This window comes from Marinobacter bryozoorum (assembly GCF_023156245.1).
GTDB classification, from domain to species: domain Bacteria; phylum Pseudomonadota; class Gammaproteobacteria; order Pseudomonadales; family Oleiphilaceae; genus Marinobacter; species Marinobacter bryozoorum.
Window position 1 is genome coordinate 19,419 of sequence record NZ_JAKZAH010000006.1, and the last position, 25,795, is coordinate 45,213.

General features: G+C 57.8%; 23 protein-coding genes. 2 read left to right on the plus strand and 21 right to left on the minus strand.

What is annotated here, in order from left to right; all coding sequences use genetic code 11:
• Positions 1–10 precede the first annotated feature (10 nt).
• From atpA to MLC59_RS05145, 13 genes are all read right to left on the minus strand, one after another.
• Complete coding sequence (atpA, locus tag MLC59_RS05085) at positions 11–1,555, minus strand: F0F1 ATP synthase subunit alpha (RefSeq protein WP_248231537.1); 1,545 nt, start codon at positions 1,553–1,555, stop codon at positions 11–13.
• 28 nt (positions 1,556–1,583) lie between these two features.
• Positions 1,584–2,120 carry a F0F1 ATP synthase subunit delta gene (locus MLC59_RS05090; RefSeq protein ID WP_248231540.1) on the minus strand — a complete coding sequence of 179 codons (537 nt, stop codon included), beginning with the start codon at positions 2,118–2,120 and terminating at the stop codon, positions 1,584–1,586.
• A 12-nt stretch (positions 2,121–2,132) separates the two neighbouring features.
• Complete coding sequence (locus MLC59_RS05095) at positions 2,133–2,603, minus strand: F0F1 ATP synthase subunit B (protein WP_248231543.1); 471 nt, start codon at positions 2,601–2,603, stop codon at positions 2,133–2,135.
• 85 nt (positions 2,604–2,688) lie between these two features.
• Positions 2,689–2,916: a F0F1 ATP synthase subunit C gene (gene atpE / locus MLC59_RS05100; protein WP_091850834.1), complete on the minus strand. Its 228-nt coding sequence runs from the start codon at positions 2,914–2,916 to the stop codon at positions 2,689–2,691.
• A 52-nt stretch (positions 2,917–2,968) separates the two neighbouring features.
• Complete coding sequence (gene atpB / locus MLC59_RS05105; RefSeq protein WP_248231545.1) at positions 2,969–3,823, minus strand: F0F1 ATP synthase subunit A; 855 nt, start codon at positions 3,821–3,823, stop codon at positions 2,969–2,971.
• Between the two features lie 16 nt (positions 3,824–3,839).
• On the minus strand, positions 3,840–4,202 hold the full coding sequence (locus MLC59_RS05110; protein ID WP_248231549.1) for an ATP synthase subunit I: 363 nt from the start codon (positions 4,200–4,202) through the stop codon (positions 3,840–3,842).
• 257 nt (positions 4,203–4,459) lie between these two features.
• On the minus strand, positions 4,460–5,335 hold the full coding sequence (locus MLC59_RS05115) for a ParB/RepB/Spo0J family partition protein (protein ID WP_248231553.1): 876 nt from the start codon (positions 5,333–5,335) through the stop codon (positions 4,460–4,462).
• Positions 5,336–5,391: 56 nt separating this feature from the next.
• Positions 5,392–6,186: a ParA family protein gene (locus MLC59_RS05120; RefSeq protein ID WP_248231555.1), complete on the minus strand. Its 795-nt coding sequence runs from the start codon at positions 6,184–6,186 to the stop codon at positions 5,392–5,394.
• 2 nt (positions 6,187–6,188) lie between these two features.
• Positions 6,189–6,851, minus strand: coding sequence for a 16S rRNA (guanine(527)-N(7))-methyltransferase RsmG (gene rsmG / locus MLC59_RS05125; RefSeq protein WP_248231564.1), 663 nt, complete (start codon positions 6,849–6,851; stop codon positions 6,189–6,191).
• A 12-nt stretch (positions 6,852–6,863) separates the two neighbouring features.
• Positions 6,864–8,750 carry a tRNA uridine-5-carboxymethylaminomethyl(34) synthesis enzyme MnmG gene (gene mnmG / locus MLC59_RS05130; RefSeq protein ID WP_248231566.1) on the minus strand — a complete coding sequence of 629 codons (1,887 nt, stop codon included), beginning with the start codon at positions 8,748–8,750 and terminating at the stop codon, positions 6,864–6,866.
• Positions 8,751–9,238: 488 nt separating this feature from the next.
• Positions 9,239–12,340, minus strand: a complete 3,102-nt coding sequence (locus MLC59_RS05135; protein WP_248231568.1) for an efflux RND transporter permease subunit — start codon at positions 12,338–12,340, stop codon at positions 9,239–9,241.
• 2 nt (positions 12,341–12,342) lie between these two features.
• Positions 12,343–13,434, minus strand: coding sequence for an efflux RND transporter periplasmic adaptor subunit (locus MLC59_RS05140; RefSeq protein WP_248231569.1), 1,092 nt, complete (start codon positions 13,432–13,434; stop codon positions 12,343–12,345).
• A gap of 27 nt (positions 13,435–13,461) precedes the next feature.
• The gene (locus MLC59_RS05145; protein WP_248231570.1) at positions 13,462–13,992 is read right to left on the minus strand and encodes a DUF3833 domain-containing protein; all 531 of its coding nucleotides are present in this window, start codon (positions 13,990–13,992) and stop codon (positions 13,462–13,464) included.
• Between the two features lie 260 nt (positions 13,993–14,252).
• On the opposite strand from MLC59_RS05145, the gene thpD reads away from it, so the two are divergent.
• The gene (thpD, locus tag MLC59_RS05150) at positions 14,253–15,185 is read left to right on the plus strand and encodes an ectoine hydroxylase (protein WP_248231573.1); all 933 of its coding nucleotides are present in this window, start codon (positions 14,253–14,255) and stop codon (positions 15,183–15,185) included.
• 76 nt (positions 15,186–15,261) lie between these two features.
• Here the strand turns inward: thpD and MLC59_RS05155 are convergent, their stop codons facing one another.
• From MLC59_RS05155 to rpmH, 8 genes are all read right to left on the minus strand, one after another.
• Positions 15,262–16,317, minus strand: a complete 1,056-nt coding sequence (locus tag MLC59_RS05155; protein WP_248231574.1) for a cytochrome-c peroxidase — start codon at positions 16,315–16,317, stop codon at positions 15,262–15,264.
• A 167-nt stretch (positions 16,318–16,484) separates the two neighbouring features.
• Positions 16,485–17,174, minus strand: a complete 690-nt coding sequence (locus MLC59_RS05160) for a DUF2959 domain-containing protein (protein WP_427901701.1) — start codon at positions 17,172–17,174, stop codon at positions 16,485–16,487.
• A 135-nt stretch (positions 17,175–17,309) separates the two neighbouring features.
• Entirely contained in the window at positions 17,310–19,502 is a 2,193-nt protein-coding gene (locus tag MLC59_RS05165) for a TonB-dependent receptor domain-containing protein (RefSeq protein ID WP_248231575.1), read from the minus strand.
• A gap of 122 nt (positions 19,503–19,624) precedes the next feature.
• Complete coding sequence (gene mnmE / locus MLC59_RS05170) at positions 19,625–20,992, minus strand: tRNA uridine-5-carboxymethylaminomethyl(34) synthesis GTPase MnmE (RefSeq protein ID WP_248231576.1); 1,368 nt, start codon at positions 20,990–20,992, stop codon at positions 19,625–19,627.
• Between the two features lie 96 nt (positions 20,993–21,088).
• Complete coding sequence (gene yidC, locus MLC59_RS05175; protein WP_248231577.1) at positions 21,089–22,792, minus strand: membrane protein insertase YidC; 1,704 nt, start codon at positions 22,790–22,792, stop codon at positions 21,089–21,091.
• 4 nt (positions 22,793–22,796) lie between these two features.
• Entirely contained in the window at positions 22,797–23,054 is a 258-nt protein-coding gene (gene yidD / locus MLC59_RS05180) for a membrane protein insertion efficiency factor YidD (protein WP_248231578.1), read from the minus strand.
• A gap of 5 nt (positions 23,055–23,059) precedes the next feature.
• Positions 23,060–23,443, minus strand: a complete 384-nt coding sequence (gene rnpA, locus MLC59_RS05185) for a ribonuclease P protein component (protein WP_248231584.1) — start codon at positions 23,441–23,443, stop codon at positions 23,060–23,062.
• Positions 23,444–23,456: 13 nt separating this feature from the next.
• Entirely contained in the window at positions 23,457–23,591 is a 135-nt protein-coding gene (rpmH, locus tag MLC59_RS05190) for a 50S ribosomal protein L34 (RefSeq protein WP_008172542.1), read from the minus strand.
• Positions 23,592–24,279: 688 nt separating this feature from the next.
• On the opposite strand from rpmH, the gene dnaA reads away from it, so the two are divergent.
• Complete coding sequence (dnaA, locus tag MLC59_RS05195; RefSeq protein WP_248231585.1) at positions 24,280–25,755, plus strand: chromosomal replication initiator protein DnaA; 1,476 nt, start codon at positions 24,280–24,282, stop codon at positions 25,753–25,755.
• The last annotated feature ends 40 nt before the right edge of the window (positions 25,756–25,795 follow it).

Genomic DNA, 25,795 nt, shown 5'->3' on the forward strand with positions numbered 1-25,795 from the left:
CCAGGGGGATTTACCAGCTTTGAGTGGTCTTGAATTTCTCCATAGCAGCTTTCAGGCCGGCGATAATATCGTCGTTGTAGTTCCCTTCAGCGCCGATCTTGTCGAGCAGTTCTTTCTGTTCGGCGCGCATCCAGTCCAGGAGCTGCGCTTCGAACTTGACCACTTTCTCGACATCGACGTCGTCCAGGAAGCCTTCGTTAGCTGCGAACAGTACGGTGCCCATTTCCGCAACGGTCATCGGGCTGTACTGGTTCTGCTTCATCAGCTCGGTAACGCGCTGACCGTGCTCCAGCTGCTTACGGGTTGCTTCGTCAAGGTCGGAAGCGAACTGGGCGAATGCCGCCAGTTCCCGGTACTGGGCCAGGGCCAGGCGGATGTTACCGCCGAGCTTCTTCATGATCTTGGTCTGAGCGGAACCACCAACCCGGGATACGGAGATACCGGCGTTCATTGCCGGACGGATACCGGAGTTGAACAGGTTGGTTTCCAGGAAGATCTGACCGTCGGTGATGGAGATCACGTTGGTCGGAACGAACGCGGAAACGTCACCAGCCTGGGTCTCGATGATCGGCAGGGCGGTCAAGGAACCGGTCTGGCCTTTCACTTCACCGTTGGTCAGTTGCTCAACGTAGTCGGCGTTAACCCGGGAAGCACGCTCCAGCAGACGGGAGTGCAGGTAGAATACGTCACCCGGGAAGGCTTCACGGCCCGGCGGACGACGCAGCAGCAGTGAAATCTGGCGATAGGCCACGGCCTGCTTGGACAGGTCATCGTAGATGATCAGGGCGTCTTCGCCACGGTCCCGGAAGTACTCACCCATGGAGGTACCGGAGTACGGCGCCAGGAACTGCATGGATGCCGGATCAGCAGCACCGGCGGCGACCACGATGGTGTGGTCCATGGCACCGTGCTCTTCCAGCTTGCGTACCACGGCAGCGATGGAAGACTGCTTCTGGCCAACGGCCACGTAGATACACTTGATGCCGGTGTTCTTCTGGTTGATGATCGCGTCGATGGCGACGGCGGTCTTACCAATCTGACGGTCACCGATGATCAGCTCCCGCTGACCGCGACCGATCGGCACCATGGTGTCGATGGCCTTGAGACCAGTCTGAACCGGCTCATCAACGGACTGACGGGCGATAACGCCAGGTGCTACCTTCTCGACCGGGGAGGTCAGGGACGTGCCCAGATCACCCTTGCCGTCGATCGGGTTGCCCAGACCGTCGACCACACGACCCATCAGCTCCGGACCAACCGGAACTTCCAGGATGCGACCGGTACAACGAACTTTCTGGCCTTCGGCCAGGTCTTCGTAGTCACCCAGCACAACCGCACCAACGGAATCACGCTCCAGGTTCAGAGCCATGCCGTAGGTGCCGTTGGCAAATTCGATCATCTCGCCGTACATAACGTCGGCAAGACCGTGGATCAGCACGATACCGTCAGAAACTGACAGGATGGTGCCTTCGTTCTTGGCTTCGGAAGAGATATCGAGCTTTTCGATCCTCTTCTTGATGATGTCACTGATCTCGGATGGATTCAGTTGCTGCATGCCTTTGTCCTCAAACCTTGTGCTGAAATCAGGCGCCCAGTGTGTCGGCGAGTTTTTCCAGCTTCCCACGTACAGAGGCGTCGATCACCATGTCGCCGGTGCGCACGATAACGCCGCCGATCAGGGTCTGGTCTGCCTGGGTGGAAAGCGTGACCTGTCGTTCGAGTTTCTTTGACAGGGCCTCGGCCAGTTTCTGTTGCTGTTCTTCCGTCAGCTCGAAGGCTGCGGTGACATCAATCTCGACAGTGCGTTCCAGGTCCGCACGGAACTTGCGGAACAATTCGGAAATTTGCGGAAGCAGCGCGAGACGGCCTCTTTCAGCGAGAATGGCGAAGAAGTTGCGGACCGGTTCAGAAACCTCGGTGCCGGCAAATTCCAGAATGATGTCTGCCTTGGTTGACCGGTCGACACCCGGATGCGCGAGAAGCTCTTTCACGTCGCTGTTGGCGGCCACCTGTCCGGCCAGTGTCAGCACTTCGGACCAGTGAGCCAGGCTTCCCTGGCTCTCGGCGGTCTCGAAGGCTGCCCGGGCGTAGGGGCGTGCCAGCGTTGTCAGTTCTGCCATGATGAACCTCGTTTAAAGTTCGGCAGCGAGCTTGTCCAGCATCTCGCTGTGTGCGTTGGCATCGACAGATTTTTCCAGGATCTTCTCGGCACCGGCGACCGCCAGGGCAGCCACTTCGGCACGCAGGGCATCACGCGCCTTGACGCGCTCCTGCTCGATTTCGGCGTGGGCCTGATCGATGAGTTTCTGACCCTCGGCACGAGCCTCGCCCTTGGAGTCTTCGACAATCTGGCTTGCCCGCTTGTTGGCCTGTTCGATCAGGGCAGCGGCTTCTTCCTTCGCGGTGCGCAGTTCCTGAGCGGCTTTTTCCTGGGCCAGCTCAAGGTCCAGCGAAGCGCGGTCTGCAGCAGACAGACCATCGGCTATTTTTTTCTGGCGTGCGTTCATGGCCTCGGTAATCGGAGGCCAGACGTACTTGACGCAGAACCAGACGAAAATAGCGAAGGCAATCGATTGCCCTATCAACGTAAGGTTTATATTCACGGCAATATACCTCTAGCTATTCGTTGCGTCCTGGTGTCCGTAAAACCGGGCGCCGCTCTCTGGCGCCCGTCCTTGACGGCCGAAATTAACCAGCAACAACGAAGATCAGGTACATCGCGATACCAACGCCGATCATGGGTACCGCGTCCAGCAGACCGGCCATGATGAAGGTCTTGGTTTGCAGCTGGTTAGCCATTTCCGGCTGACGTGCAGTGGACTCGAGCAGTTTGCCGCCCAGCAGACCAAAGCCGATGCCAGCGCCCAGGGCACCCAGACCGATAATCAGTGCAGCTGCGATAAATACCATTTCCATTGAAGGCTCCTCAGTTTTCTCAGATGGTTAAGGTTTATTGATTGAAAATGTATCAGTGGTCTTCGTGTGCTGCGCTGAGGTAGACCACAGCCAGCGTTGTAAAGATAAAGGCCTGCAGGGTAACCACCAGGATATGGAAGATCGCCCAGGGCACGTTCAGCGTCCACTGGATCCACAGTGGTAACAGAGCGATAAGGATGAACACAACCTCACCGGCGTACATGTTGCCAAACAGCCGCAATGCAAGGCTGACGGGCTTGATGATCAGCGCCAGCAGTTCCAGCACCAGGTTGAAGGGCACCAGCGCCCAGTGGTTGAACGGCGTGAATGACAGCTCTTTCAGGAAGCCACCCGGTCCCTTGACCTTGAAGCTGTAGAACAGGATCAACAGGAATACACCGATGGAAATACCGAAGGTTCCATTGGGGTCGGTCGTCGGAACAATCTTGAAGTATTCAAGTCCCATGGCATGGGCGATGGTGGGAATGTAGTCAACCGGGATCAGCTTGAGGGTATTCATCAGCAGGATCCACACGAACATGGTCAGCGCCAGCGGTGCAATCAGCGGGTTCTTGCCATGGAAAACGTCACGGACAATGCCCTGCACAAACTCGACAGTCATTTCCACCAGGTTCTGCAGACCACCGGGCTGGCCGGACGTGGCCTTCCTTGCGGCGAAACCGAACAGACCGAGGAACAGCACGCCCATGGCGATGGACCAGCCCATGGTATCCACATGCACGGCCATGAAGCCCATATCGGCGGCTTCCTGGGCGGTACGGGCCATGGTCCAGGTGGTCTCCTCGACCACAGAGCCGTCCGCACGCTCATAGCCTTCGGGCAACTTGCCATAGGTCAGGTTGGTGAGGTGGTGTTTTATGTAATCTACTGGGGTATCAGCTGCCATACTGCTTCTCGTCCAGTCATCGCTGTGGTCTTGGCCGCATGAACCAGCGCAGGGCTGCGCCCATCACAACCATCACAGCAAAAGTGAATAACAGAGCCGGCACATGGATCGGCTCCATCAAGTTGAAAACGGCCGCAAAAAACACTGCGGTGAGGGCGATCTTGACCGACTCCGCCCTGAACAGGTTGCCTACCATCCGGGACATGTTACGTGCCCCTTCAACCTTGTATACCTGGTAGGCAAACCAGGTGTTCGGCACCAGAAAAATAAGACCGCCAACCAGGGCGGAATAACCGGCCAAACGACCTTGAGTAGCCCACAACAGGGCCATTACAACGATGGCTGTACTCTCAATGACCAGCCAGCGGAGCAGCGGCACCCGGTTAAGACGATGTCCGGACCTTGCCATGACTAAAAACCTGCCGCTATTCCAAGCGCGAGAATTATATGTGTTAACCCAAAGCTGTTCAACTCAACAAGCGCGAAAATATGGCGGTTTTTTGGCCACTTCAGGCAGCTTTATGACGCGAATTGCACAAGTTGTGCCTGACTCCCCATCCCATCACGAGATGTGGTATTCAATATGAAATCCTGTTTCAAAAAGAGAAATTCAGGGAAGGCAGGTTAAAATCGCCATTAACGGATATGGCCCAGGATTCCGTCCAGCTCGTCCAGTGAACTGTATTCGATAACCAGTTTACCCTTGCCACGCTGACCATGGTCGATGGATACCCGGGCGCCAAGACGTTCAGCCAGGTCGTCCTGCAGGGCCCGGATATTCGGATCAACCGCACCCTTGCGATTTTTCCTGGTACCCGGGGTTTCAGTTTGTATCCGACGCACCAGCGCTTCGGTCTGACGAACGGACAGGGACTTTGCAACGACCTGTCGGGCAACCTGAAGCTGCTGCTCCGGCGGCAGGGACAACATGGCCCGGCCATGGCCCATTTCCAGGTCGCCATGCTCAAGCATGATCCGGACGTCTTCTGACAATCCGATCAGACGCAGCAGGTTGGTAATGGTGGTGCGGGACTTGCCGACAGCCTCGGCGACCTGAGCCTGGGTCAATCCGAATTCGTCCTGCAGGCGCTGTAAGGCAAAGGCTTCCTCGATGGGGTTGAGGTTTTCCCGCTGGATGTTCTCGATCAGCGCCATCGCAATGGCAGCCTCGTCCGGCACTTCACGGACGATGGCGGGCAAACGGTCCAGCTCGGCGATCTGGGCAGCGCGCCAGCGGCGTTCACCAGCAATCAGCTCGTATCGACCTTCGTCGATGGGCCGCACGACGACGGGTTGCATCACACCCTGCTGCCGGATGGAATTCGCCAGTTCCTGGAGTGCAGCAGGGTCCATGTCACGACGGGGCTGGTAACGGCCCCGCTGGATCAGGTCGATGGGAATTTCCCGCAGCTCGCCATCCTGGCTGCGAGGCTCTTCTTCCAGGCTTACCCGGGAGTTCGCCAGCAGGGCACCGAGACCCCGTTCACCCAATCCTCGTTTCTTTGCCGCCATGGTCGTTGTCATTTATCCACAATGAAGAATTCGTCGGTCGTTCAAGCTGCCCTATGTTACACCGCAACGCTGCCGGTCGTCTTGCGGCTGCCATGGCGCCGGACCATCTCACCGGCCAAGGCCAGGTAAGCCACCGCACCCTTGGAAGCGCGGTCATACTTGAGCGCGGGCAGTCCGTAGCTCGGCGCCTCTGCCAGCCGCACATTGCGGGGTATCACGGCCTTGTAGACCTTGTCGCCAAAGTATTCCGACAGCTGACCGGACACGTCGAGGGTCAGGCTGTTGCGGGGATCGTACATGGTGCGCAGGATGCCCTCGATCTGCAGGTCCGGGTTCACTGTCTCCTGGATCTGCTCAATGGTGTTCATCAGGGCCGCCAGGCCTTCCAGTGCATAGTACTCGCACTGCATGGGAATCAGCACGGTATCGGCAGCCGACAAGGCATTCACGGTCAACAGGTTGAGGGAAGGCGGGCAATCGATGAGGATATAGTCGTAGTTCTCGCGAATGGTATTGAGGCACAGCCGGAGGCGGTGTTCGCGGCCGATCTCGTTCATCAGCTCCACTTCCGCGGCAGTCAGGTCGCCATTGGCCGGCAGCAGGTCGAAGCCGCCGTTTTCCACCGACACGATCACCTCGCTGGCACCGGCCCGCTTCGTCAGAACGTCATAGCCGGACAGCTGCACACCGTTCTTGTCCACACCACTGCCCATGGTGGCGTTCCCCTGGGGGTCCATATCCACCAGCAGGACACGCCGCCTGGTGGCTGCCAGGGATGCCGCCAGATTGACGCAGGTAGTGGTCTTGCCGACCCCTCCTTTCTGGTTGGTCACGGCGATGACGCGAGCCATGGCTAGCCTCCTGTTGTGGAATCCTTTGGTGCAGAAGTCCGGCTGACTACCAGCAAATGCCGCTCCCCATCGCAGCCCGGGTAGTCCAGTGGATGGTGTTCGGCCAGCTGCCAGCCTGCCGGCAGGGAAGACACTTCATCATCCGGGAACTGACCTTTCATGGCAAGGAACTGGCCATCATCCGCCAGCAGGTCTACGCACCAGGTCACCAGGTTGGGCAGCGCAGTAAACGCCCGGCAGGTGATCTGCCGGAAGGGCTGCGATGGCTGGCAGTCCTCGGCCCGGCCATGGATCACTTCCACATTATCCAGCCGAAGCTCCAGCTTGCACTGGGTGAGGAAGCGGGTTTTCTTGCTGTTACTGTCCAGCAGGGTGAACTGACGCCCGGGGCAGGCAATCGCCAGGGGAATCCCCGGCAGGCCACCACCGGCACCCACGTCCAATACCCGGTCCGCGCTGACGAAGGGCACCAGGGTCAGGCTGTCGAGCAGTTGCCGGGGCACCATCTGGCGGGGCTCCCGCACCGCAGTGAGGTTATAGGCCCGGTTCCACTTGTTCAGCAGTGCCAGAAAGGCCAGCAGTTGTTGCTGCTGGCCTGTGGACAAGCCCAGTTCCATGGCGGCCAGTCCATCGGACAACTGCCGCTGCCATAATGCGTCGCTCATGCCGGCCCTCCGTCAGGCCGACTGCTTGCGGAGCAGGTCCCGCTTTTTCAGGTGCACCAGTAACTGGGAGACCGCGGCCGGGGTTACACCCTGGATGCGGGAGGCCTGGGCGATGGTTTCCGGACGCACATCCTTGAGTTTCTGGCGGATCTCATTGGACAGGCCGCCCACCGCATCAAAGTCGAAGTCATCCGGCAGCCGGGTTTCCTCATTGCGACGCAGACGCTCGATTTCGTCCTCCTGGCGGGAGATATAACCCTCGTACTTGATCTCGATTTCCACCTGCTGCTCAACGTCGTCGGCGCCGGCACGCTGGCCGCCAATCTCAGCAATCTCGCTATAACTGATCTCCGGCCGACGCAGCAGCTCCGCCAGGGTGTTATCCCGGTTCATTGGCTGCTTTAGATGACCATCGGCAATGGAGGACTGGGGCGTATTGGGGTGAATACGGGTGGTCTCCAGGCGCTGGCGTTCTGTGGCAATGGCTTCACGCTTGTCGTTGAAGCGGCGCCAGCGAGCCTCATCCACCAGGCCCAGGTGATGGCCAGCTTCGGTCAGACGCAGGTCGGCGTTGTCTTCACGCAGGATCAGGCGGTATTCCGCGCGGCTGGTGAACATACGATAAGGCTCGGAGGTGCCCATGGTGATCAGGTCATCCACCAGCACGCCGATATAGGCTTCGTCCCGCCGCGGGTACCAGGGTTCCTTGTCCTGGGCCTGTAGGGAAGCATTCAAACCCGCGAGCAGGCCCTGGGCACCGGCTTCTTCATAGCCGGTGGTGCCGTTGATCTGGCCGGCAAAGAACAGCCCACCGATAAACTTGGTCTCCAGGGTATGACGCAGGTCCTGGGGATTCAGGTAATCGTACTCGATGGCATAGCCCGGCCGGGTGATATGGGCGTTCTCGAAGCCCGGAATCGAGCGCACAGCGGCAATCTGGATATCAAACGGCAGGCTGGTGGAAATCCCATTGGGGTAGAGCTCGTGGGTGTTCAGCCCTTCCGGCTCCACGAAGATCTGGTGGGAGTCCTTGTCTGCAAACCGGTTCACCTTGTCCTCGATCGACGGGCAGTAACGCGGACCCACGCCTTCAATCTCGCCGGCAAACATGGGCGAGCGGTCAAAGCCGCTGCGAATGATGTCATGGGTTTCGGCAGTGGTGCGGGTGACGTAGCAGCACACCTGGCGGGGATGCTGGTCACGAGAACCCATAAAGGACATGACCGGCGTCGGGTTGTCGCCCCACTGTTCATCCATAGCGGAGAAATCCACGGACCGGGCATCGATGCGCGGCGGCGTGCCGGTTTTCAGACGGCCGACATTGAAGGGCAGTTCCCGTAATCGTTTCGCCAGGGCGTTGGCCGGCGCATCCCCGGCGCGGCCTCCGGCGTGGTTCTGCATGCCGATGTGGATAACACCGCCCAGGAAGGTACCGGTGGTCAGCACCACGGTCTTCGCGTTGAAGCGGATACCGGTGTTGGTGACCACGCCGGTGACCCGGTCGTTTTCCACCACCAGGTCATCGGCGGCCTGCTGGAACAGCATCAGGTTGGGCTGGTTTTCCAGGATTTCACGGATCGCCGCCTTGTACAGCACCCGGTCCGCCTGGGCACGGGTAGCCCGCACCGCCGGGCCCTTGCGGCTGTTAAGCACGCGGAACTGGATGCCGGCGTGGTCCGTCGCCTTTGCCATGGCGCCGCCGAGGGCATCGATTTCCTTCACCAGGTGACTCTTGCCGATGCCTCCAATGGCCGGGTTGCAGGACATCTGCCCCAGGGTCTCGATGTTGTGGGTCAGCAGCAGTGTCTGCGAGCCCATACGAGCCGCGGCCAGGGCGGCCTCGGTACCGGCATGGCCACCGCCAATGACAATGACGTCGAAACGGGTCGGAAAATCCACGGAATCACCTCAGAAATCGGGGGATAAAACAGGGCGGCGAGTATACCGCCTTGAGTAAGAATTTGCAGTCGAAATGGGCAAATTTTAACCAGTAACGAAAGGGCGACCAACAACAGGCCGCCACTTTCATCAAATCCGGAGATTTATCAGCCTGTTTCCGGGGTAAGCAAAAACCGAAACCTCATGCTATTCAGGCGATTGAGCACGTCTGTTCAGAAAAGTTTTCAAGAAAGTTATCCACACTTTTTAGGGCTTTTCCAGTCCAGAAAAAAAGATATATCTAACTGATTAAAAAAGAGTTTTATTAATGTTTCCAAAGGTTATCCGTGGTTTTTCCAATAAATTATCCACAGGGTTGGCGAGCCAACGGTGTACGGTGAGTACCTGCTTACCTGGCAACTTCCCGAACACCTCAGAACCCGGTCGGCCTGGCCCAGTGCCCCGTCTGCTTACCAGGCAGACGGGGCACTGGATACTGGTGATACGCGTTATGCTCCTGACTCTGCTTCCAGCCGGTCCAGCTCCTGCTCCACAGCATTAGCCGACTTGGCAAAGCGTGCCAGCAGGTCATACAGCACCGGGATCAGGAACAGGGTCAGGGTGGTGGCGAACACCAGGCCACCGAGGATCACCATACCAATAGCCGCGCGGCTCTCGGCACCGGCGCCGGTGGCAATCACCAGGGGGACTGCACCGAAAACGGTGGATATGGTGGTCATCAGAACCGGTCGGAAGCGCAGGATCGAGCCTTCCAGGATGGCATCCCGTACGTTGTAGCCCTCATCCCGCAACTGGTTGGCAAACTCCACCATCAGTATCCCGTTCTTGGCCATCAGGCCCAGCAGCATCACGATGCCGATCTGGCTGTAGATGTTCAGGCTGATACCGGACCAGAACAGGGCCATCAACGCGCCGGTGACCGCCAGGGGTACCGTAAGCATGATGATCAGGGGGTGGATCCAGCTTTCAAACTGGGCGGCCAGCACAAGGAAGACGATGACGAAGGCCAACCCAAAGGTCAGGTAGATGGCATTGGAGGATTCCTGGAACTCCTGGCTCAGGCCCTTATAGCTGATCCGTGCCTCCGGCGGCAGGTTATCGGCTGCCAGGTTGTTCAGGTAAGTCAGGGCACTGCCCAGGTCATAGCCATCCGCCAGCGAGGCGCTGATGACGACCGCCGGCAACCGGTCAATACGGCGCAGATCGGGGTTGGCACCGATTTCCTCCAGGCTCACCAGGGCCGCAAGGGGAATCAGGTCGCCGCCCTCCCTGGGCCGCATGAAGATCTGGCTCAGATCAGTCGGCGTGGCCCGGTTAGCGTCACTAGCCTGGACGATGACGTCATACTCCTGTCCCCGGTCCAGGTAGGTGGTAACCTGGCGGGAGGCCAGCATGGTCTGCAGGGTCAGGCCCACATCCTCCACGGTGATATCCAGGTCCGCGGCCCGTTCCCGGTCAATGGTGACCCGCAGCTCCGGACGGGTCAGCTCGAAGTCGGTATCCACGCTCAGAAGCCGGGGGTTCTCCTTCGCCCGGCTGACGATTTCCTCGCTCCATTGCTGGACCGCATCGTAGTCCGGACCAGCCACCACGAACTCTACCGGCTGGTTGAAACCACGCTGGCCAAGGCCCGGCGGATTGACCGCAATCACCCGCACCCCGGAAATATCGGACAGCTTGTCACGGATCTCACTGGTGATCTGCTGTTGCTTCACATCACGCTGGTCCCATTGCTGCAGCCCCATGATCATGAAGGCGTTGTCCTCCTCATCCCGGAAACCAACAATGGACAGCAGCCGGTTGGCAATACCTTCGTCCAGGTAGGGCAGAAGCCTCTCTTCCGCCTGGCGCACATAGTGGTCGGTATACTCGACCGTCGACCCACGGGGTGCATCTGTCGGCATGATGATGACACCCCGGTCCTCAATGGGCGCCAGTTCCTGGGGCAGTTTCGGGAAGACCACAAAGGCCACCACCAGGCCAACAAGGCCCAGACCGATAATCAGCCCGGGCTGACGCAGGGAGAAACGGAGCATGCGGGCATAGCCACTGGTCAGACCGTTGAGTACCTTCTCGCTGGCCGCCCACAGCCGGTGGCCTTCGGCAGACTCCGGACTGTGCCGCAGCCACTTGGAGCACAGCATGGGAGCCAGGGTCAGCGCAACGAAGCTGGAGAACACCACCGCAGCGGCCAGGGTAAAGCCAAACTCGGCAAACAGTCGCCCGATATTGCCGCCCATAAAGGAAATGGGGATGAACACCGCTACCAGGGTCAGCGTGGTTGCGATGATGGCAAAGGCCACTTGTTTGGCGCCACGGAAAGAGGCCAGCAGGGGTGGTTCACCGTTATCGATACGACGCTGGATGTTTTCCAGCATGACGATGGCATCATCCACCACCAGGCCTATGGCCAGGATGATCGCCAGCAGTGTCAGCACGTTGATGGAGAAGCCCAGGAAACCCAGCCCGATAAAGGCACCGATTACGGCCACCGGAATGGTCACCGCCGGAATGAGGGTCGCTCGCCAGGAGCGCAGGAACAGGAAAATCACCAGGATAACCAGGGAGACCGCTATCGTCAGGGTGATGATCACCTCCTTGATGGAGGCACGGATGAAGATGGATTCGTCGTAGCTTTCGGTAATGGTGACTTCCGGGGGCAGGGTTTCCCGGATATGAACAAGTTCTTCCCGCACCGCATCGGACACAGCCACGGTGTTGGCCTTGGACTGGCGGATAACCCCCATGCCGATGGCGGTTTCACCATTCGCCCGCAATCGGCTGACGTCAGACTCCACGCCCATCTGCACATTCGCCACTTCACCCAGCCGGATCAGGTCGTTACCATCCCGACGAACCACCAGGTTGCGGAACTGCTCCACATCGCCAAGCCGCCCTTCGGCGCGCACCGTAAAGTTCCGGGTGGAAGAATCCACGGATCCTGCCGGTAACTCCACGTTATTGGCCCGCAAGGCCTGCCCCACCTCTGCCACCGTAATATTCCGGGCGGCAAGCCGGTCCCGGTCGAGCCATACCCGGATGGCATAGCGACGCTCACCCCCAATCCTTACATCCGCCACGCCATCAAGCACCGACAACCGGTCGACCAATACCCGATCGGCGAAGTCACTGAGTTCGGCGCTGTCCCAGACCTGGCTACGCAGGGTTACCCACATCATGGGACGCGCATCGGAATCGGCCTTCCGCACCACCGGAGCGTCCGCCTCGTCGGGCAACTGGTCGGCGATCCGGGACACAGCATCACGTACATCGTTGGCGGCGATATCCACGTCCCGGGAGATAGTGAATTCGATACTGGTGCGGGACTCGCCCTGTTCGGTAGAGGATTCGATGGAGCGGATGCCCTCTATCCCGCTGATAGCGCCTTCCACGATCTGGGTAATCTGGGTATCCACCACTTCCGCAGCCGCGCCGGTGTAATCGGTGGATATGGACACAATCGGGGGATCGATGTCGGGGTATTCTCGCACCGGCAGATCCAGCAGGGCAGCAACCCCGAACACCACGATCAGCAGGCTGAGTACCGTGGCAAAGACCGGGCGCTTGATGGAGATATCGGACAGCACCATGGTCAGGACTCCATGGCCTGGAAGCGATTGTCCGGTATCGCGTTATCCTCTTCCTTGATATCCACCTGGTCACCGCTGCTCAGGCGGTCCTGGCCGGTAATAATTACCCGGTCGCTCTCACTGATACCACTGACAACTTCCACCAGACCCGGCATCCGGGTGCCGAGGGTCACCCGGATGCGACGGGCTACGCCGTCTTCAGCGAGAAACACGTATTTGTCATCACCGCGGATCAGCACCGCCTGCTCGGGAATCACCAGTGCCTCCCGCTCCCGCAGAGTGAGGCTGGCAGACATGAACTGGCCGGGACGCAGCCGACCTTCCGGGTTATCGATCAGCGCCCGGACCGGCAGGGAACGACTCAGCTCACTGATGCGGGTGCCCAGCTCTACGAGTTCACCCTGGAAGAGTTCCTCCGGCCACGCCGGGGAGTTACCGCGGACCACCTGGCCCAGGGACACCTGACCCAGGAAGCGCTCAGGTACCGAGAAGGTGAGCTCCATCTGATCTGTCGCATCCAGGCTAGTGATGGCGGTACCGGGGGTCACATAGGCGCCCACGCTCAGGTCCGATAACCCCAGCACGCCGCTGAACGGCGCGACTATCCGGTGGTTCTCCAGGCGGACACGGGCGGCCTCCCGCTCGGCGAGGGCGACATCCACGGCGGTACGCAGCTCGTCCACCTGGGACTGGGAAATACTGTTGTTGGAACGCAGTCGGCTGGCACGCTCGAGCTGACGACGGGCGTCGGCCAGTTGAGATTCGATAACGCGAAGATCGGCGGTGGCCTGGCGATCGTCCAGCTGCAACAGCAGCTCACCCTTATCCACCCGCTGGCCGGCAGCCAGGTTGTGCTTCACCACCCGGCCGCTGACTTCCGTCGTCAATTCCACCGCTTCCTGGGCCTGCAGGCTGCCCACGGCGCTGACCTGATCCCGGACCGTATCCCTTTCGGGAAACACCACGTTTACGGCACTGGCCGAGGCTTCGCTACCCTGGTCCGCCTCCTGCCCGGAATCCATAGAGCGCCAGACAAGGGCGCCCCCTACTGCGATTACCACCAGCAAGGCGGCGGTCAGCCACTGTTTCCACATAGGAACGACTACCTGTCTGCGTCAGTTTCAGTTGTTGTCAGAATAACCGGTACGACGAATGACCAGGACCACCTCTCCTACCGGAATGCCCCACTTGGTCATCGCCGTTTCATTGATCAGCGTGTCCGGTGTTACCAGGTACATCCAGTCATCCATACGCACATCAATAGTACCGTCCCCGTAGGGCACCCGCAGGACATACTTCATGTTGATGGCATTACCGCGCCAGGTCATGAATCCTGGCTCCACCACATCACCGGCCTCAGCCCGGTAACCACCGTCCTCCGGGATCAGTGTCCAGACCCGGGTATCAACCTCACCATCATCGAACCGGAACACTTCATCCAGGGTACCAATGCCATCCTCGCTCCAGCTCGCTTCAATATCAGCATCAAAGGTGCGGATCACCTCGCCCGAGAAATCCTTCACCACCCCCCGGGCCACCAGTGAGCCCTGAAAAAACTGATCCGGTACCAGTGTCGGAGCACGGTCCCGGTAGTCGTCTATGGATGGCCCGGCGCAGCCGGTAAGTAACAGTATCGTTAAAAATACCCACATCCGATGACCGAAACTACCACGAGCTGTCGCTGAAAAAGGGGTTTGCATAACCTTTACACTCCAGTTGAACGATATACCGGAGATACGACCGGCACGGGATGGCGGTTCTGTCGCTAATAGCAGGCCTTGAAAATCCCGGCTACTGGCCATAGGTTTCTAAAGCCATTCCGGAATCACTATAACTTTCTATTTTTAAAGGATTTTAATCGTATTCACTGCGTGAGTTGAGTAATCGAGTCCTACTGGAAGGAGGTTCGAATATGGATACTCGTTCTCAAGATCTATACCCCAGTCGTCTTGAACGCCCAACCCCGTCTTTTGACCGCCTGGACCCGGTGGTGCACAGCACTGGCGCTGACCGGACCAGCGGCCCCCTGACTGAAACTGACCTGGCCCGGTACGAGCGGGACGGCTTTCTCGCCTTCCCGAACTTCCTCGACCAGGAAACCGTCGCCCGGTTCCGCCAGGACCTAAGGGATTATGAAAACGATCCGGACATTCTCCGTGCGGAAGGCACCATCACCGAGCCCGGCAAGCAGGAAATCCGGTCGGTTTTTGGTGTGCACGAGTTATCGGAGCGCTTTGATCGGCTAACCCGGGACCCCGGAATCCTGGACATGGTGCACCAGTTGCTGGGCAGTGAGGCGTACATTCACCAGTCCCGGATCAACTTCAAGCCAGGTTTCCACGGCAAGGGCTTTGACTGGCACTCGGATTTCGAAACCTGGCACACCGAGGACGGCATGCCCCGTATGCGTGCGGTCAGCTTCTCCATTGCCCTGACCGACAACACGCCCTTCAATGGTCCCCTGATGCTGATCCCCGGCTCCCACAAGAAATTCGTCCCCTGCGTGGGTCGCACCCCGGAGGATAACTACCAGCACTCCCTGAAAAAACAGGAACTGGGTGTGCCTAACGACAGGGACCTGGCGCAGATGGCGGATGCCGGTGGCATCAAGGCGCCCACTGGCCCTGCCGGCTCACTGATCATTTTCGAGTGCAATACACTGCACGCTTCCAACGCCAATATGTCACCCTGGCCGCGAAGCAACCTGTTCTTCGTATTCAACAGTGTGGAAAACCAGCTGGCAGAACCCTTCTGCGGCAACAAGCCGCGCCCGGACTTCCTGGGCAACCGCACCAATACCCGGGCCCTGAAACCGGTAAGCGACGATCTGCGTCGCACTGGTTAACGCTGGTGGAATACCGGTTCGGCCAAAGCAAAAGGGGAAGCCCGCAGGCTTCCCCTTCGCATTTGCGTCCCTGACCTCAGTCGAGCGCAGACATGGGCGCCGGACGAGGCGTTTCGTCAGTGCTGGGTGGCAACTCCGGGTAACGAACTTCCGGAATATCCCCTGTCAGGGTCTTCAGGAACGCGACGATGGACTGGACTTCATCGTCCTTCAGCTCGGTTCCCAACTGGGCCGTCCCCATAACCGCCACTGCCTCTTCCAGGCTCCAGACGGCGCCGGAATGAAAATAGGGGGCTGTCAGCTCAATATTCCGCAGGGGCGCAGCGCGGAAGACGTACTCGTCAGAAGCTGTTTCGGTAACTGCAAAACGACCCTTGTCACCCTCCGGCAGGATCTCTGCACCCGGTCGAGTGACCAGGCCGAACGGATAATAGCCTTCACCACCAAAGTTGACCCCTCCGTGACAGGCGGCACACCCCTTGTCCATGAAGAGGGCCAGTCCCTCCTGCTCCTCGGCATTGAGCGCATTGTCATTTCCGCGAAGGAACTGGTCGAAGGACGCGTCCGGTGTAATCAGTGTAGCTTCGAAGGCCTCGATAGCCGTGGCCATATTATCGAAGGTCACCGGGCTTTCTTCCCCCGGAAAGGCGTCTTCGAATCGTTCCACATACTCCGGCATCGAGGAAAGCGTGGACACGACCCGCTCGGGTGTGCTGCTCATTTCCACGCCTGCCTGTACCGGTCCCTTGGCCTGTTCGGCCAGGTCGGCGGCGCGGCCATCCCAGAACTGGGCACTGTTGAAGACCGCATTGAACACAGTCGGTGAATTACGCGGTCCTTTCTGCCAGCCGTGACCAATGGAGGTGGGCAGGTAGTCATGGCCACCCATACCCACGTTGTGGCAGGTGTTGCAGCTGATCAGGTGGCTGGACGACAGGCGAGGCTCAAAGAACAACATCTGGCCCAGTTCCACCTTGGCGGCGGTCAGCTCATTTCCATCGATAACGGGTGGATATTTGGGAACGGCACTGAACATACCGGATGCCCGGTCCCGCAGTTCACTGTTGGCAAAGGCCAGCTGAGACCCGGCCATGAGGCCCGCGGTCAGCATGATGGCGGTGGATACTTTCATGGCTGCTCTCCCTGTTTTTTGGAGCATTACTGAGGTTTCATTAACATAGTAGCAACGCCCCTTGTTCTCCAGAACGCCATTCAACAACTAGCGACACCAAAATTGATTTAGCACAAAAAAGGGATCCTCCGACCCCTTTCCTGATAGATCTCAATTAGCTGACCCTGTTACTGATCACCAAAACGCCGGATAAACGCATTCGACTCAGCAATAGCGTCTTCCATCTCACGGATCAGCAAATCCACGTCCTGGCGGATTCGGCCAAGCTCACTCTCCAGGGCAGCAATGGACTGCGCGTTCAGGTTGTGCTTGAGGAACAGCATCTGGTCCTCGAAAGCCTGCAGAACCGGTTCCATGCGGTCTTCGGCATCATGCATGCGGGTAATCAGCTGATCGTAGTGGCGCCGGGTTTCCACAAGTTTCTGTTCACTGGAACGACGCAGGGACTGGCTTTCATAGCGGCTTAGCTCATCCTCCCACTCATCAAACAGGGCAGCCGCGACATCTTCCACGGAATCAATCCGGTCCCGTACATCCTGGGCGGCTGCTTCACTGTCTTCATAGGCATCCCGGACCTCTTCGTACTTTTCCTTCAAGGGTGTATCCGGGGTTTCCACCACGCTCTGAAAACGCTCAAGGGATGAGCGGAAGGTTTCCTGGGCTCCATCCTGTGAATCCCGCGCGTCCTCTACCCGGTCGACCAGGATATCCCGCTTCTCGAAGCCGAGCTTTTCCATCGTGTTGTAGTAAACCGTGCTGCAGCCGGTCAGGGTCAGCAAGGCTGCCAGAACAAGGCCTGACCATACGGAGGAAGAACGAGCCTGGGGTAAGAGGAAGCACAAAGATGGTCGGTACATTGGCAGGACTCCGGAGTCTGGAAGGTTCCGCTATGCTAGCGCGCCAGGGCCGGAAAAGGAAAACCCGGCATCCCGGGATAATCTCCCTGTAATGCCGGGTATTTCATAGAAGGTTTACAGGAGCGGTGGTTACACTCAGAAGTCGACCGTCGCGGACAACCACAAACGACGACCTTCCTCTACACGGCCCCCACTGGCCATTCCCCGGTACTGATAGATATAGTCCGATGCCCACTCGTTGCGGGTAACGCCATCGCTATCTACGTAACTGTAGGCACTTCCGGACAGGAAGTCCTTGTCGAAGACGTTATAGATGGTTGCGGTCAGTGTCACCGCTTCGGTGGCACGATAGCTTCCCCCCAGATGGAACAGGGCATAGCTGTCCAGGTCGCCAACCGCCTTATCAATGGCCAGTTCTTCTGTGTTGTAGTTCTCACGCTTTTTCAGGAAGCGGGTGCGGTTGTCCATATATTCGCCGGACACCCAAAGATCAAGCGTTGGTGTCGCCGACCAGTTGAGACGGGCATTGACCATGTGTTCCGGTGTGTTGGTCAGCGGTGCGCCTTCGTTTTCACCACTCTTCTGCTCACTGTCGGTAAAGGTGTAGTTGGCCCGCACCGACCAGTCCGGGGCAAATCGCCAACTGGAACCGAGTTCGATACCACGGGTTTCGGCCTTGCCGATATTGGCAAGCTGGCTGTAGGTGCCATCCGGGATCTGGCTGTCACCTGAGATAACGACGTCATTGCCATCGTCAATCTTGTCGTCAAACCGGTTGTAGAACAATGTGGCATTTGCCTTGAAGCCACTGAGATTATCGTAATAGGCACCGACTTCGTAGTTGGTACTTTTCTCCGGCTCAAGGCCTGGCGTACCAATGGTAATTTCCTCTCCCTGACCGGTCACTCCATTAATCCCGTCATGGAGATCATTGATGTCCGGTGTTCTGTACCCCTGACTTACACCACCTTTCAGGGTCCAGCTCGGAGTGGTGTTCCACACCAGGTAGGCACGGGGGGTAAAGTGACCCGAGAAGGCATCGTGGTCTTCATAACGACCACCCAGGGTGAGCGCGAGGTCGTCCCGAAGGTACCACTCATCTTCCGCAAAGAGGGCCCAGGAATCCTGCTCGAAGGTGGTCCCGGCAAGGCCATCCTTCAATCGGCTGTCACGGTACTGGCCACCCACTGTCACGATATGATCATTGGTAACCGGCGCGACCAGCCTGGTATCGAAAACCGTATCCCTGGATTCCAGCTCCCGGTCTTCACCGGCAACCAGGTCCTGGTAAGGCGCGTCATAGGCCTCGCCCAGTTCCCCGGGCAGGGTTCGGCCCTCGGTCTCGGTGATGTTATGTGTCAGGTCGTTGGTCCAGGTGCCAATGCCCAGCTGGCTGGAATGACCAAGGACAAACTGGTCACGATTGAAGCGCAGCTCGTCCTGGTAGCCGTTCGCCACGCCGGGATCCGGAGCGCAACTGCGGTTGCGTCCATCCAGGGTACCTAACTGGCATTCATCATTGTTATAAACCTGGCGACCCTGCTCAACATCCAGGTAAACCTCGTGGCCATCCACTGGTACCAGGGTCAGGCGGGCGCCAAGGTTGCTGTTACGACCCTCTACCGGTGCCACACCCCGCTTTGGGGCTTCCTCACCATTATCAAAGGTGAGGTCAGAAGCACTGCGATCAAGCAGGCTACCGCGTACCGCGAGTCCCAGCCGGTCTTCAACCAGCGGCCCGCTGGTGTAGAAGCTGACCTTGCCATTGTCACCATAGTTCCGATCTTCCTGGAAGGTGTGTTCCAGGGTTACCGATCCTGCCCATTGGTCGGAGACCTTTTTGGTGATGATATTGACTACGCCGCCAATGGCATCGGAGCCGTAAAGTGTCGACATGGGACCACGGATCACCTCGATTCGTTCAATGGCAGACATGGGGGGGATAAAACTCGTGGAAGTGTCCCCGAATCCATTCGGGGTAACATCACCCGGCGGGTTCTGGCGCCTGCCATCAATCAGGATCAGTGTGTATTCGCTGGGCAGTCCGCGAATACTGATATTGAGGCCGCCGGTTTTACCCGTATTCTGTCGAATATCAACACCTTCCACGTTATCCAGCGCCTGGGCAATGTTTGAGTACTGCGCCCGTCTCAGCTCTTCCTCTCCGATGACACTGATGCTTGCTGGCGCGTCGGTGACTTTCTGCTCAACGCCTGATGCCGTTACCACCAGTTCATTCATCTCCACAGGTTGTGCGATGGTCTGCAAACTGGTGCCTGTGGTCACTAGCGCGATAGCGCTGGCGAGGAGGGAAGGTCGGGTGAACATTGGCAGCTCCTGTAGATCAAGAATTTGAATGAATTATCAGGAGCTAATGATAATGATTATTACTAACTGATGGAAGGTCTATTTACGCACAATACGTTTCCTGTCATGGAACCGGGACTGACCTACTTGCCGATGCAGAAACTGCTGAAAATCTTGCCCAGTAAGTCATCCGGGGTCATAACACCGGTGATTTCTCCCAAGGCGTCCTGGGTGGCACGGAGGTCTTCTGCCAGCAATTCGCCAGCGCCATACCCGTGCAACTGGTCCTTGCCCTGTCTCAGCGAAGCCAGCGCCCGTTGCAATGCATCCAGGTGTCGACGACGGGCAAGGAATCCGCCTTCTGTGGTGGTGGCAAATCCTATGCACTGCTTGAGGTGCTCCCGTAATAGCTCAAGGCCTTCTGCAGACTTGGCAGCAATCCGGATAACCGGAGCTGCGTGGTGGGGTTCTGCGGAAATTCCTACTGTCTCGCCGGACAGATCCACCTTGTTCCGTATTACGGTGACCGGGGCTTTTTCCGGCAACTGATCGATAAAATCCGGCCAGATGGCGTGGGGTTCCGTTTCCGAAGTGGTGGTTGCATCCACCATGAGCAGGATACGATCAGCCTGTCGGATTTCGTCCCAGGCCCTGGCGATACCAATCTGCTCCACTTCATCCGGGCTGTCCCGCAGGCCGGCAGTGTCGATGATATGCAGCGGCATACCATCAATGTGGATATGTTCCCTCAGTACGTCACGGGTGGTGCCTTCAATCGCTGTGACAATGGCCGCTTCCCGGCCGGCAAGGGCATTGAGCAGACTGGATTTACCCGCATTGGGGCGACCCGCAATGACCACTTTCATACCGTCGCGGAGCAGGCTGCCCTGATGGGCCTCGGCAAGGATCTGCTCCAGATCGGCAAGGATTTGCTCCAGGTCTGACGCCACCTTGCCGTCCGCCAGGAAATCGATCTCTTCCTCGGGGAAGTCGATTGCAGCTTCCACGTAGATTCGAAGTTGGGTTACTGAATCCACCAGGGTGTTAATTCGCCGGGAAAACACCCCCTGTAACGATTGCACAGCTGACCTGGCCGCCTGCTCCGAACTGCTTTCAATCAAGTCCGCGATGGCTTCAGCCTGGGTCAGGTCCAGTTTGTCGTTGAGAAAGGCACGTTCAGAAAATTCCCCGGGGCGGGCCAGGCGCGCGCCAAGTTGGCAGACTTGCCGCAGCAAGAGATCGAGGATAACGGTACCACCATGCCCCTGAAGTTCCAGTACGTCCTCACCGGTAAAGGAGTTTGGACCCGGAAAGAAGAGTCCGATGCCTTCGTCTATGAGCTGGTCACGATCATCCAGGAAGGGCCCGTAATGGGCGTACCTGGGCCTGGGTTGGAAGCCAAGCATAGCGACTGCAATGGACTGTGCCGCGGGGCCGGAGACACGCACAATACCTACGCCAGCCTGACCAGGCGCTGTGGCAATAGCAGCAATGGTGTCAGTGACTTGCATGGTTTCCTCCACCGCCTTCACAAGGGATTCATCAGGCACAAACAGAACGGGGCTCCCTGAGGAGCCCCGCACTATGGATGGCGAATACCCGGACCATCAGGTCTTTCGGGTTGCCATCTCCGCCTCGATCTTGCGGGTAATGTACCACTGCTGGGCAATGGACAGAATGTTGTTGGTGAGCCAGTACAGTACCAGGCCAGCCGGGAACCACAGGAAGAACACGGTGAAGATGATCGGCATCAGCTTCATGATCTTGGCCTGCATGGGGTCCGGAGGTGTCGGGTTCAGGTGCATCTGCAACATCATGCTGGCACCCATCAGGATCGGCAGGATGAAGTAGGGATCCATCTGGGACAGATCCTGGATCCACAGCATGAAGGGCGCATGGCGAAGCTGCACACTTTCAAACAATACCCAGTACAGGGCAATGAACACTGGCATCTGAACCAGGATAGGCAGACAGCCCCCCAGAGGATTGATCTTTTCCTTCTTGTACAGGGCCATCATTTCCTGGGACATACGCTGGCGGTCGTCGCCATAGAGCTCGCGCAGACGTGTCAGCTGGGGTGCTACTGCCCGCATGCGGGCCATGGACCTGTAGCTGGTTGCAGACAGTTTGAAGAACACGGCCTTGACGACCACCGTCAGCAGAATGATAGACACACCCCAGTTACCGACCAGGCTGTGAATCCAGTCCATAAAAATGAACAGTGGCAGGGAAATAAAGAACAGGAAGCCGAAGTCCACGGTGCGGTCAAGGTTTGGTGCAACGCCTTCCAGGCGATCAATGATCTTCGGCCCCACATAGATACGGGCACCAGCCTGCCCGGTTTCGCCGGGTTCAACCACGGTGGCCGGACTGACAAACCCCATGACGTTCAGGTTATCACGGCGGGTGGTCTGGAACTGATGGGTCTGATCCCGCGGTGGGATCCAGGCCGAAATAAAGTAGTGCTGCAGGAATGCCAACCAGCCATTGGTTACCGGCTGGTTGATACGATCGTCTTCCAGGTCGGAAAAATCGAACTTTTCGTAGGGGTCGTCCGGTGTGCTGATAACCAGGCCTAGGAAGGCCCGGATACCCATACTGTTCTGGGCAGTCGGGTCGGGGGCTTCATCACGCACGATCTTGCCGGTGAAATTACCTTGCCAGGCTTGCTCGGAACGGTTGTCGATGAGGTATTCCACATCGATTTCATAGCTGTCCCGGGCGAGGGTATAGCGCTTGATGACGCCAATACCTTCATCGGTCTGGTAACCCAGATCAACCTGCAGTGAATCCTGGCCGTCCTCGAGGGTTATTTCACGGCTGTCCACCTCATAGACAGGGGGCTCGCCATTACGACGGCTGTCGAACCCGTTCTCACCGATCATCCCGCTTTCGAGGAAATAGGTACGGTTGTTCGAGGTCTGCAGTACGCGAAGGGGTTCCTTGCTATCGAGGGTGCGGTCGTAGTCGAGAAGGGACGCTTCAACCAGATTGCCACCGACACGGTCAATCTTCAGTTCCAGCACATCGGTTCTGACAGTCACCAGGCGGTCACTGGTGGAAAGCTCAGACGCGCTGATGGATGTTGAGCCGCCCGGAGCAGAAAATTCATCCGGACTGTCATCGTCGGTTGAGCCAGTGCTGTCAGGAAGGGACATTTCATCGTCGCTGGCGGACTCGCTCAGGTCAGCGGTCTGCTCCTGGACAGCGACCGGCTCGGCAGGCTGGTTGTAATCCTCGTTCCAGGCAAGAACCATCAGGTAGCTGACAATGGCTAGACCGGCAAATAATACGATGCGCTGAATGTCCATAAACTTAGTCTGCAGTTGGGTTGGCTTTTATTGAGGTTGTGGACCGGTCTGTGCCGGGTACCGGATCATATCCGTGGGTGCCCCAGGGATGGCAACGGGATACCCGCCGAACTGCCAGTAGCGCACCTTTCAATGAACCATGGGTTTCTATGGCTTCGAGTGCATAGACAGAGCAGGTGGGGATATGACGGCAGTGGCTGGCCATCATCGGACTGATGGCGTAACGATAGACTTGGATGGGGATGACCAGGAAAGATCGCATAGTGCCTATCCTGACCGGTTGCTACCGGTATCGTTACCAGGTGACTTCCTGGCCAGCTTGCGCCAGAGGTCGTTCAGGGCACGGTGCAGCGCCTGGTTGTCCTGGCTTGCCAGGTTCTGGCGACCAAGCACAACGATATCCAGTGATCCCAGATCCGTCCGGTGGCGAAAGGTTTCTCGAACCACTCGCTTTACCCGGTTGCGCTGAACGGCGTGCCTGAGATTCCGCTTGGAAAAAATCAGGCCTAGCCTGGGTCGTCCCAGTTGATTGGGAGACGCCAGGATCAGGAAGTTCCGGTGGGGTACCCGTATCTGTACGTCGTCGAATACGCCTGAATAATCTGCAGGTCGAAGCAAACGGGACGTCTTGGGAAACGAGTAATTCCCCACACTGAAATCCGGATCAGGCTGACAGACGTGCGCGGCCTTTTGCGCGACGACGTGAGATGACCTTGCGGCCATTGGCAGTGGCCATGCGGGCACGGAAGCCGTGAACACGCTTGCGCTTCAGGACGCTCGGTTGAAACGTTCTTTTCATGATTACGCTCTCATAGATCGAGTGGTGGATCTGCAGCAACTGGCTGCAAAATGAACAGTCAAAACAGGAGCGGCATTCTAAGCAAATCGATGGGGGATTTCAATGCTTTCCGGAGGCGGCGGATAGGGACATACCCGCAGCGTGATGCCGGGGTGCAGGAATTTCCAGAACTGCCCGCTGTAATAACTTTAATAAGTCTTTCTGATTCTTTTAAATCTTTTCTGTAATTACTGTTATTAGGCACATGGTTTTCTGGGGATATCCCGAAAAAGCTTCCTGAAAACAGTAAATTGTCCCTTGTGTAAGGCTGTAGGCCAATCGACTTGAGCCCTGTGGACAGAGCTCGTATGAATTGGGGAGAAAACCGGTTCTGGTGAAAACAGGGCTTTATCCCGAATTGGTCCAGCGCTGGTGAACAGGGTTGCGGACAGGCAGTGAACAGGTTGCTGTGGATAAGTTTTTGTGATTGATTTTCTGTACACAACGGTGTGTGTAAGGTTGTAAAAAATTGATAAAAAAAGAGAAAAGTTTCCACAGGGTGTTCATGGGTTCAAGTTTCGGGCTTTTCCTGCGGTCATCCGGGGGGTAGAATTTCCGGTCCCGTGATTCGTCAGCGCGCTTATCAGTACTCTCAGTCAGTACGCTGCCGAATCCATTTCTGGTTTATCAGCATCGGAGGCAGGCGGTCGTGCCGCAGAGAATCTGGCATCAGTGTCTTGAAGTACTCCGGGATGAGTTTCCGGCACAGCAGTTCAATACCTGGTTACGTCCTCTTCAGCCCCAGCTGGATGACGGCAGCCTTGTACTGTTCGCTCCCAACCGGTTTGTTATGGACTGGGTGAACCAGAAGTACCTGCGTCGTATAGAAGAAGTGATCAAGGACCTGGAGGGTGGTCAGGCACCGCGGGTTAATATGAAGGTGGGGTCGGCCTCGAAAACGGAAACCGCAGGCTCCGGTCGCGGGCAAAGTGGCCGTACCGCCAGTGCCACAGCTGCAGGGCACCAGTCACAGGTCCGGCGATCGGTCGAGGTACCAGAGGAGAACAGCGGCCCGGTCACTGAGGAGGAAAGGGGGGTTGCAGCAACCGTCCCTTCAGCGGGGCCAAAACGCTCCGCGGTGCAGGTCGAAGGTGATATCAAACATCAGTCCTTCCTTAATGAGGGCTTTACCTTTGATACCTTTGTTGAAGGCAAGTCGAACCAGCTCGCCCGTGCAGCCTCCATGCAGGTGGCCGAGAACCCTGGCGGAGCCTATAACCCGCTGTTTTTATATGGTGGTGTCGGCCTGGGTAAAACCCACTTGATGCATGCAATCGGCAATGAGATCGTCCGGCGTAATCCCGGTGCGAAAGTGGCCTACCTGCGGTCTGAAAGATTTGTTGCTGATATGGTCAAGGCGCTGCAACTGAACGCCATTAATGAGTTCAAGCGTTACTATCGCTCGGTGGACGCCCTGCTGATTGATGATATCCAGTTCTTTGCGCGCAAGGAACGCTCCCAGGAAGAGTTTTTCCACACGTTTAATGCCTTGTTGGAAGGTGGCCAGCAGGTTATCGTTACCTGTGACCGGTTCCCCAAGGAAATCACAGACATGGAAGAGCGGCTCAAGTCGCGCTTTGGCTGGGGGCTGACGGTAATGGTGGAGCCTCCGGAACTGGAAACCCGGGTTGCCATTCTGATGAAAAAGGCAGAACAGGCCAAGGTTCGGCTGAGCAGTGAAGCGGCCTTCTTTATCGCCCAGAAAATTCGCTCCAACGTACGCGAACTGGAAGGTGCATTGCGGCTGGTGATTGCCAATGCGCACTTTACCGGTTCGGAGATTACGCCCCCTTTTATCCGGGAAAGCCTGAAGGATCTGCTTGCGCTGCATGAAAAGCAGGTCAGCATTGATAACATCCAGCGCACGGTGGCGGAATACTACAAGATCAAGGTGGCGGACCTTTTGTCGAAGCGTCGCACGCGCACCGTGACCAGGCCGCGACAGATGGCCATGGCGCTGTCGAAGGAACTCACCAATCACAGCCTGCCCGAGATAGGGGATGCCTTCGGTGGGCGCGACCATACGACGGTTCTGCACGCTTGCAAGAAAATCGTCGAACTGCAGGAAAGTGACCCGGGTATCCGGGAGGACTACCAGAATTTCATGCGTCTGCTGACCAGCTGACGTTGAGCGTTTGATCGGAATACAGCCACAGGAACCTCGA

What these genes read in the sequence shown, in the direction of transcription:
- rpmH (WP_008172542.1), bottom strand. Translation starts at nt 23,591, where the DNA reads ATGAAAAGAACGTTTCAACCGAGCGTCCTGAAGCGCAAGCGTGTTCAC.
- MLC59_RS05115 (WP_248231553.1), bottom strand. Translation starts at nt 5,335, where the DNA reads ATGGCGGCAAAGAAACGAGGATTGGGTGAACGGGGTCTCGGTGCCCTG.
- mnmE (WP_248231576.1), bottom strand. Translation starts at nt 20,992, where the DNA reads ATGCAAGTCACTGACACCATTGCTGCTATTGCCACAGCGCCTGGTCAG.
- MLC59_RS05155 (WP_248231574.1), bottom strand. Translation starts at nt 16,317, where the DNA reads ATGAAAGTATCCACCGCCATCATGCTGACCGCGGGCCTCATGGCCGGG.
- MLC59_RS05140 (WP_248231569.1), bottom strand. Translation starts at nt 13,434, where the DNA reads ATGTGGAAACAGTGGCTGACCGCCGCCTTGCTGGTGGTAATCGCAGTA.
- MLC59_RS05145 (WP_248231570.1), bottom strand. Translation starts at nt 13,992, where the DNA reads ATGTGGGTATTTTTAACGATACTGTTACTTACCGGCTGCGCCGGGCCA.
- thpD (WP_248231573.1), top strand. Translation starts at nt 14,253, where the DNA reads ATGGATACTCGTTCTCAAGATCTATACCCCAGTCGTCTTGAACGCCCA.
- MLC59_RS05120 (WP_248231555.1), bottom strand. Translation starts at nt 6,186, where the DNA reads ATGGCTCGCGTCATCGCCGTGACCAACCAGAAAGGAGGGGTCGGCAAG.
- yidD (WP_248231578.1), bottom strand. Translation starts at nt 23,054, where the DNA reads ATGCGATCTTTCCTGGTCATCCCCATCCAAGTCTATCGTTACGCCATC.
- MLC59_RS05165 (WP_248231575.1), bottom strand. Translation starts at nt 19,502, where the DNA reads ATGTTCACCCGACCTTCCCTCCTCGCCAGCGCTATCGCGCTAGTGACC.
- rsmG (WP_248231564.1), bottom strand. Translation starts at nt 6,851, where the DNA reads ATGAGCGACGCATTATGGCAGCGGCAGTTGTCCGATGGACTGGCCGCC.
- yidC (WP_248231577.1), bottom strand. Translation starts at nt 22,792, where the DNA reads ATGGACATTCAGCGCATCGTATTATTTGCCGGTCTAGCCATTGTCAGC.
- MLC59_RS05090 (WP_248231540.1), bottom strand. Translation starts at nt 2,120, where the DNA reads ATGGCAGAACTGACAACGCTGGCACGCCCCTACGCCCGGGCAGCCTTC.
- MLC59_RS05135 (WP_248231568.1), bottom strand. Translation starts at nt 12,340, where the DNA reads ATGGTGCTGTCCGATATCTCCATCAAGCGCCCGGTCTTTGCCACGGTA.
- MLC59_RS05160 (WP_427901701.1), bottom strand. Translation starts at nt 17,174, where the DNA reads ATGTACCGACCATCTTTGTGCTTCCTCTTACCCCAGGCTCGTTCTTCC.
- atpA (WP_248231537.1), bottom strand. Translation starts at nt 1,555, where the DNA reads ATGCAGCAACTGAATCCATCCGAGATCAGTGACATCATCAAGAAGAGG.
- atpE (WP_091850834.1), bottom strand. Translation starts at nt 2,916, where the DNA reads ATGGAAATGGTATTTATCGCAGCTGCACTGATTATCGGTCTGGGTGCC.
- atpB (WP_248231545.1), bottom strand. Translation starts at nt 3,823, where the DNA reads ATGGCAGCTGATACCCCAGTAGATTACATAAAACACCACCTCACCAAC.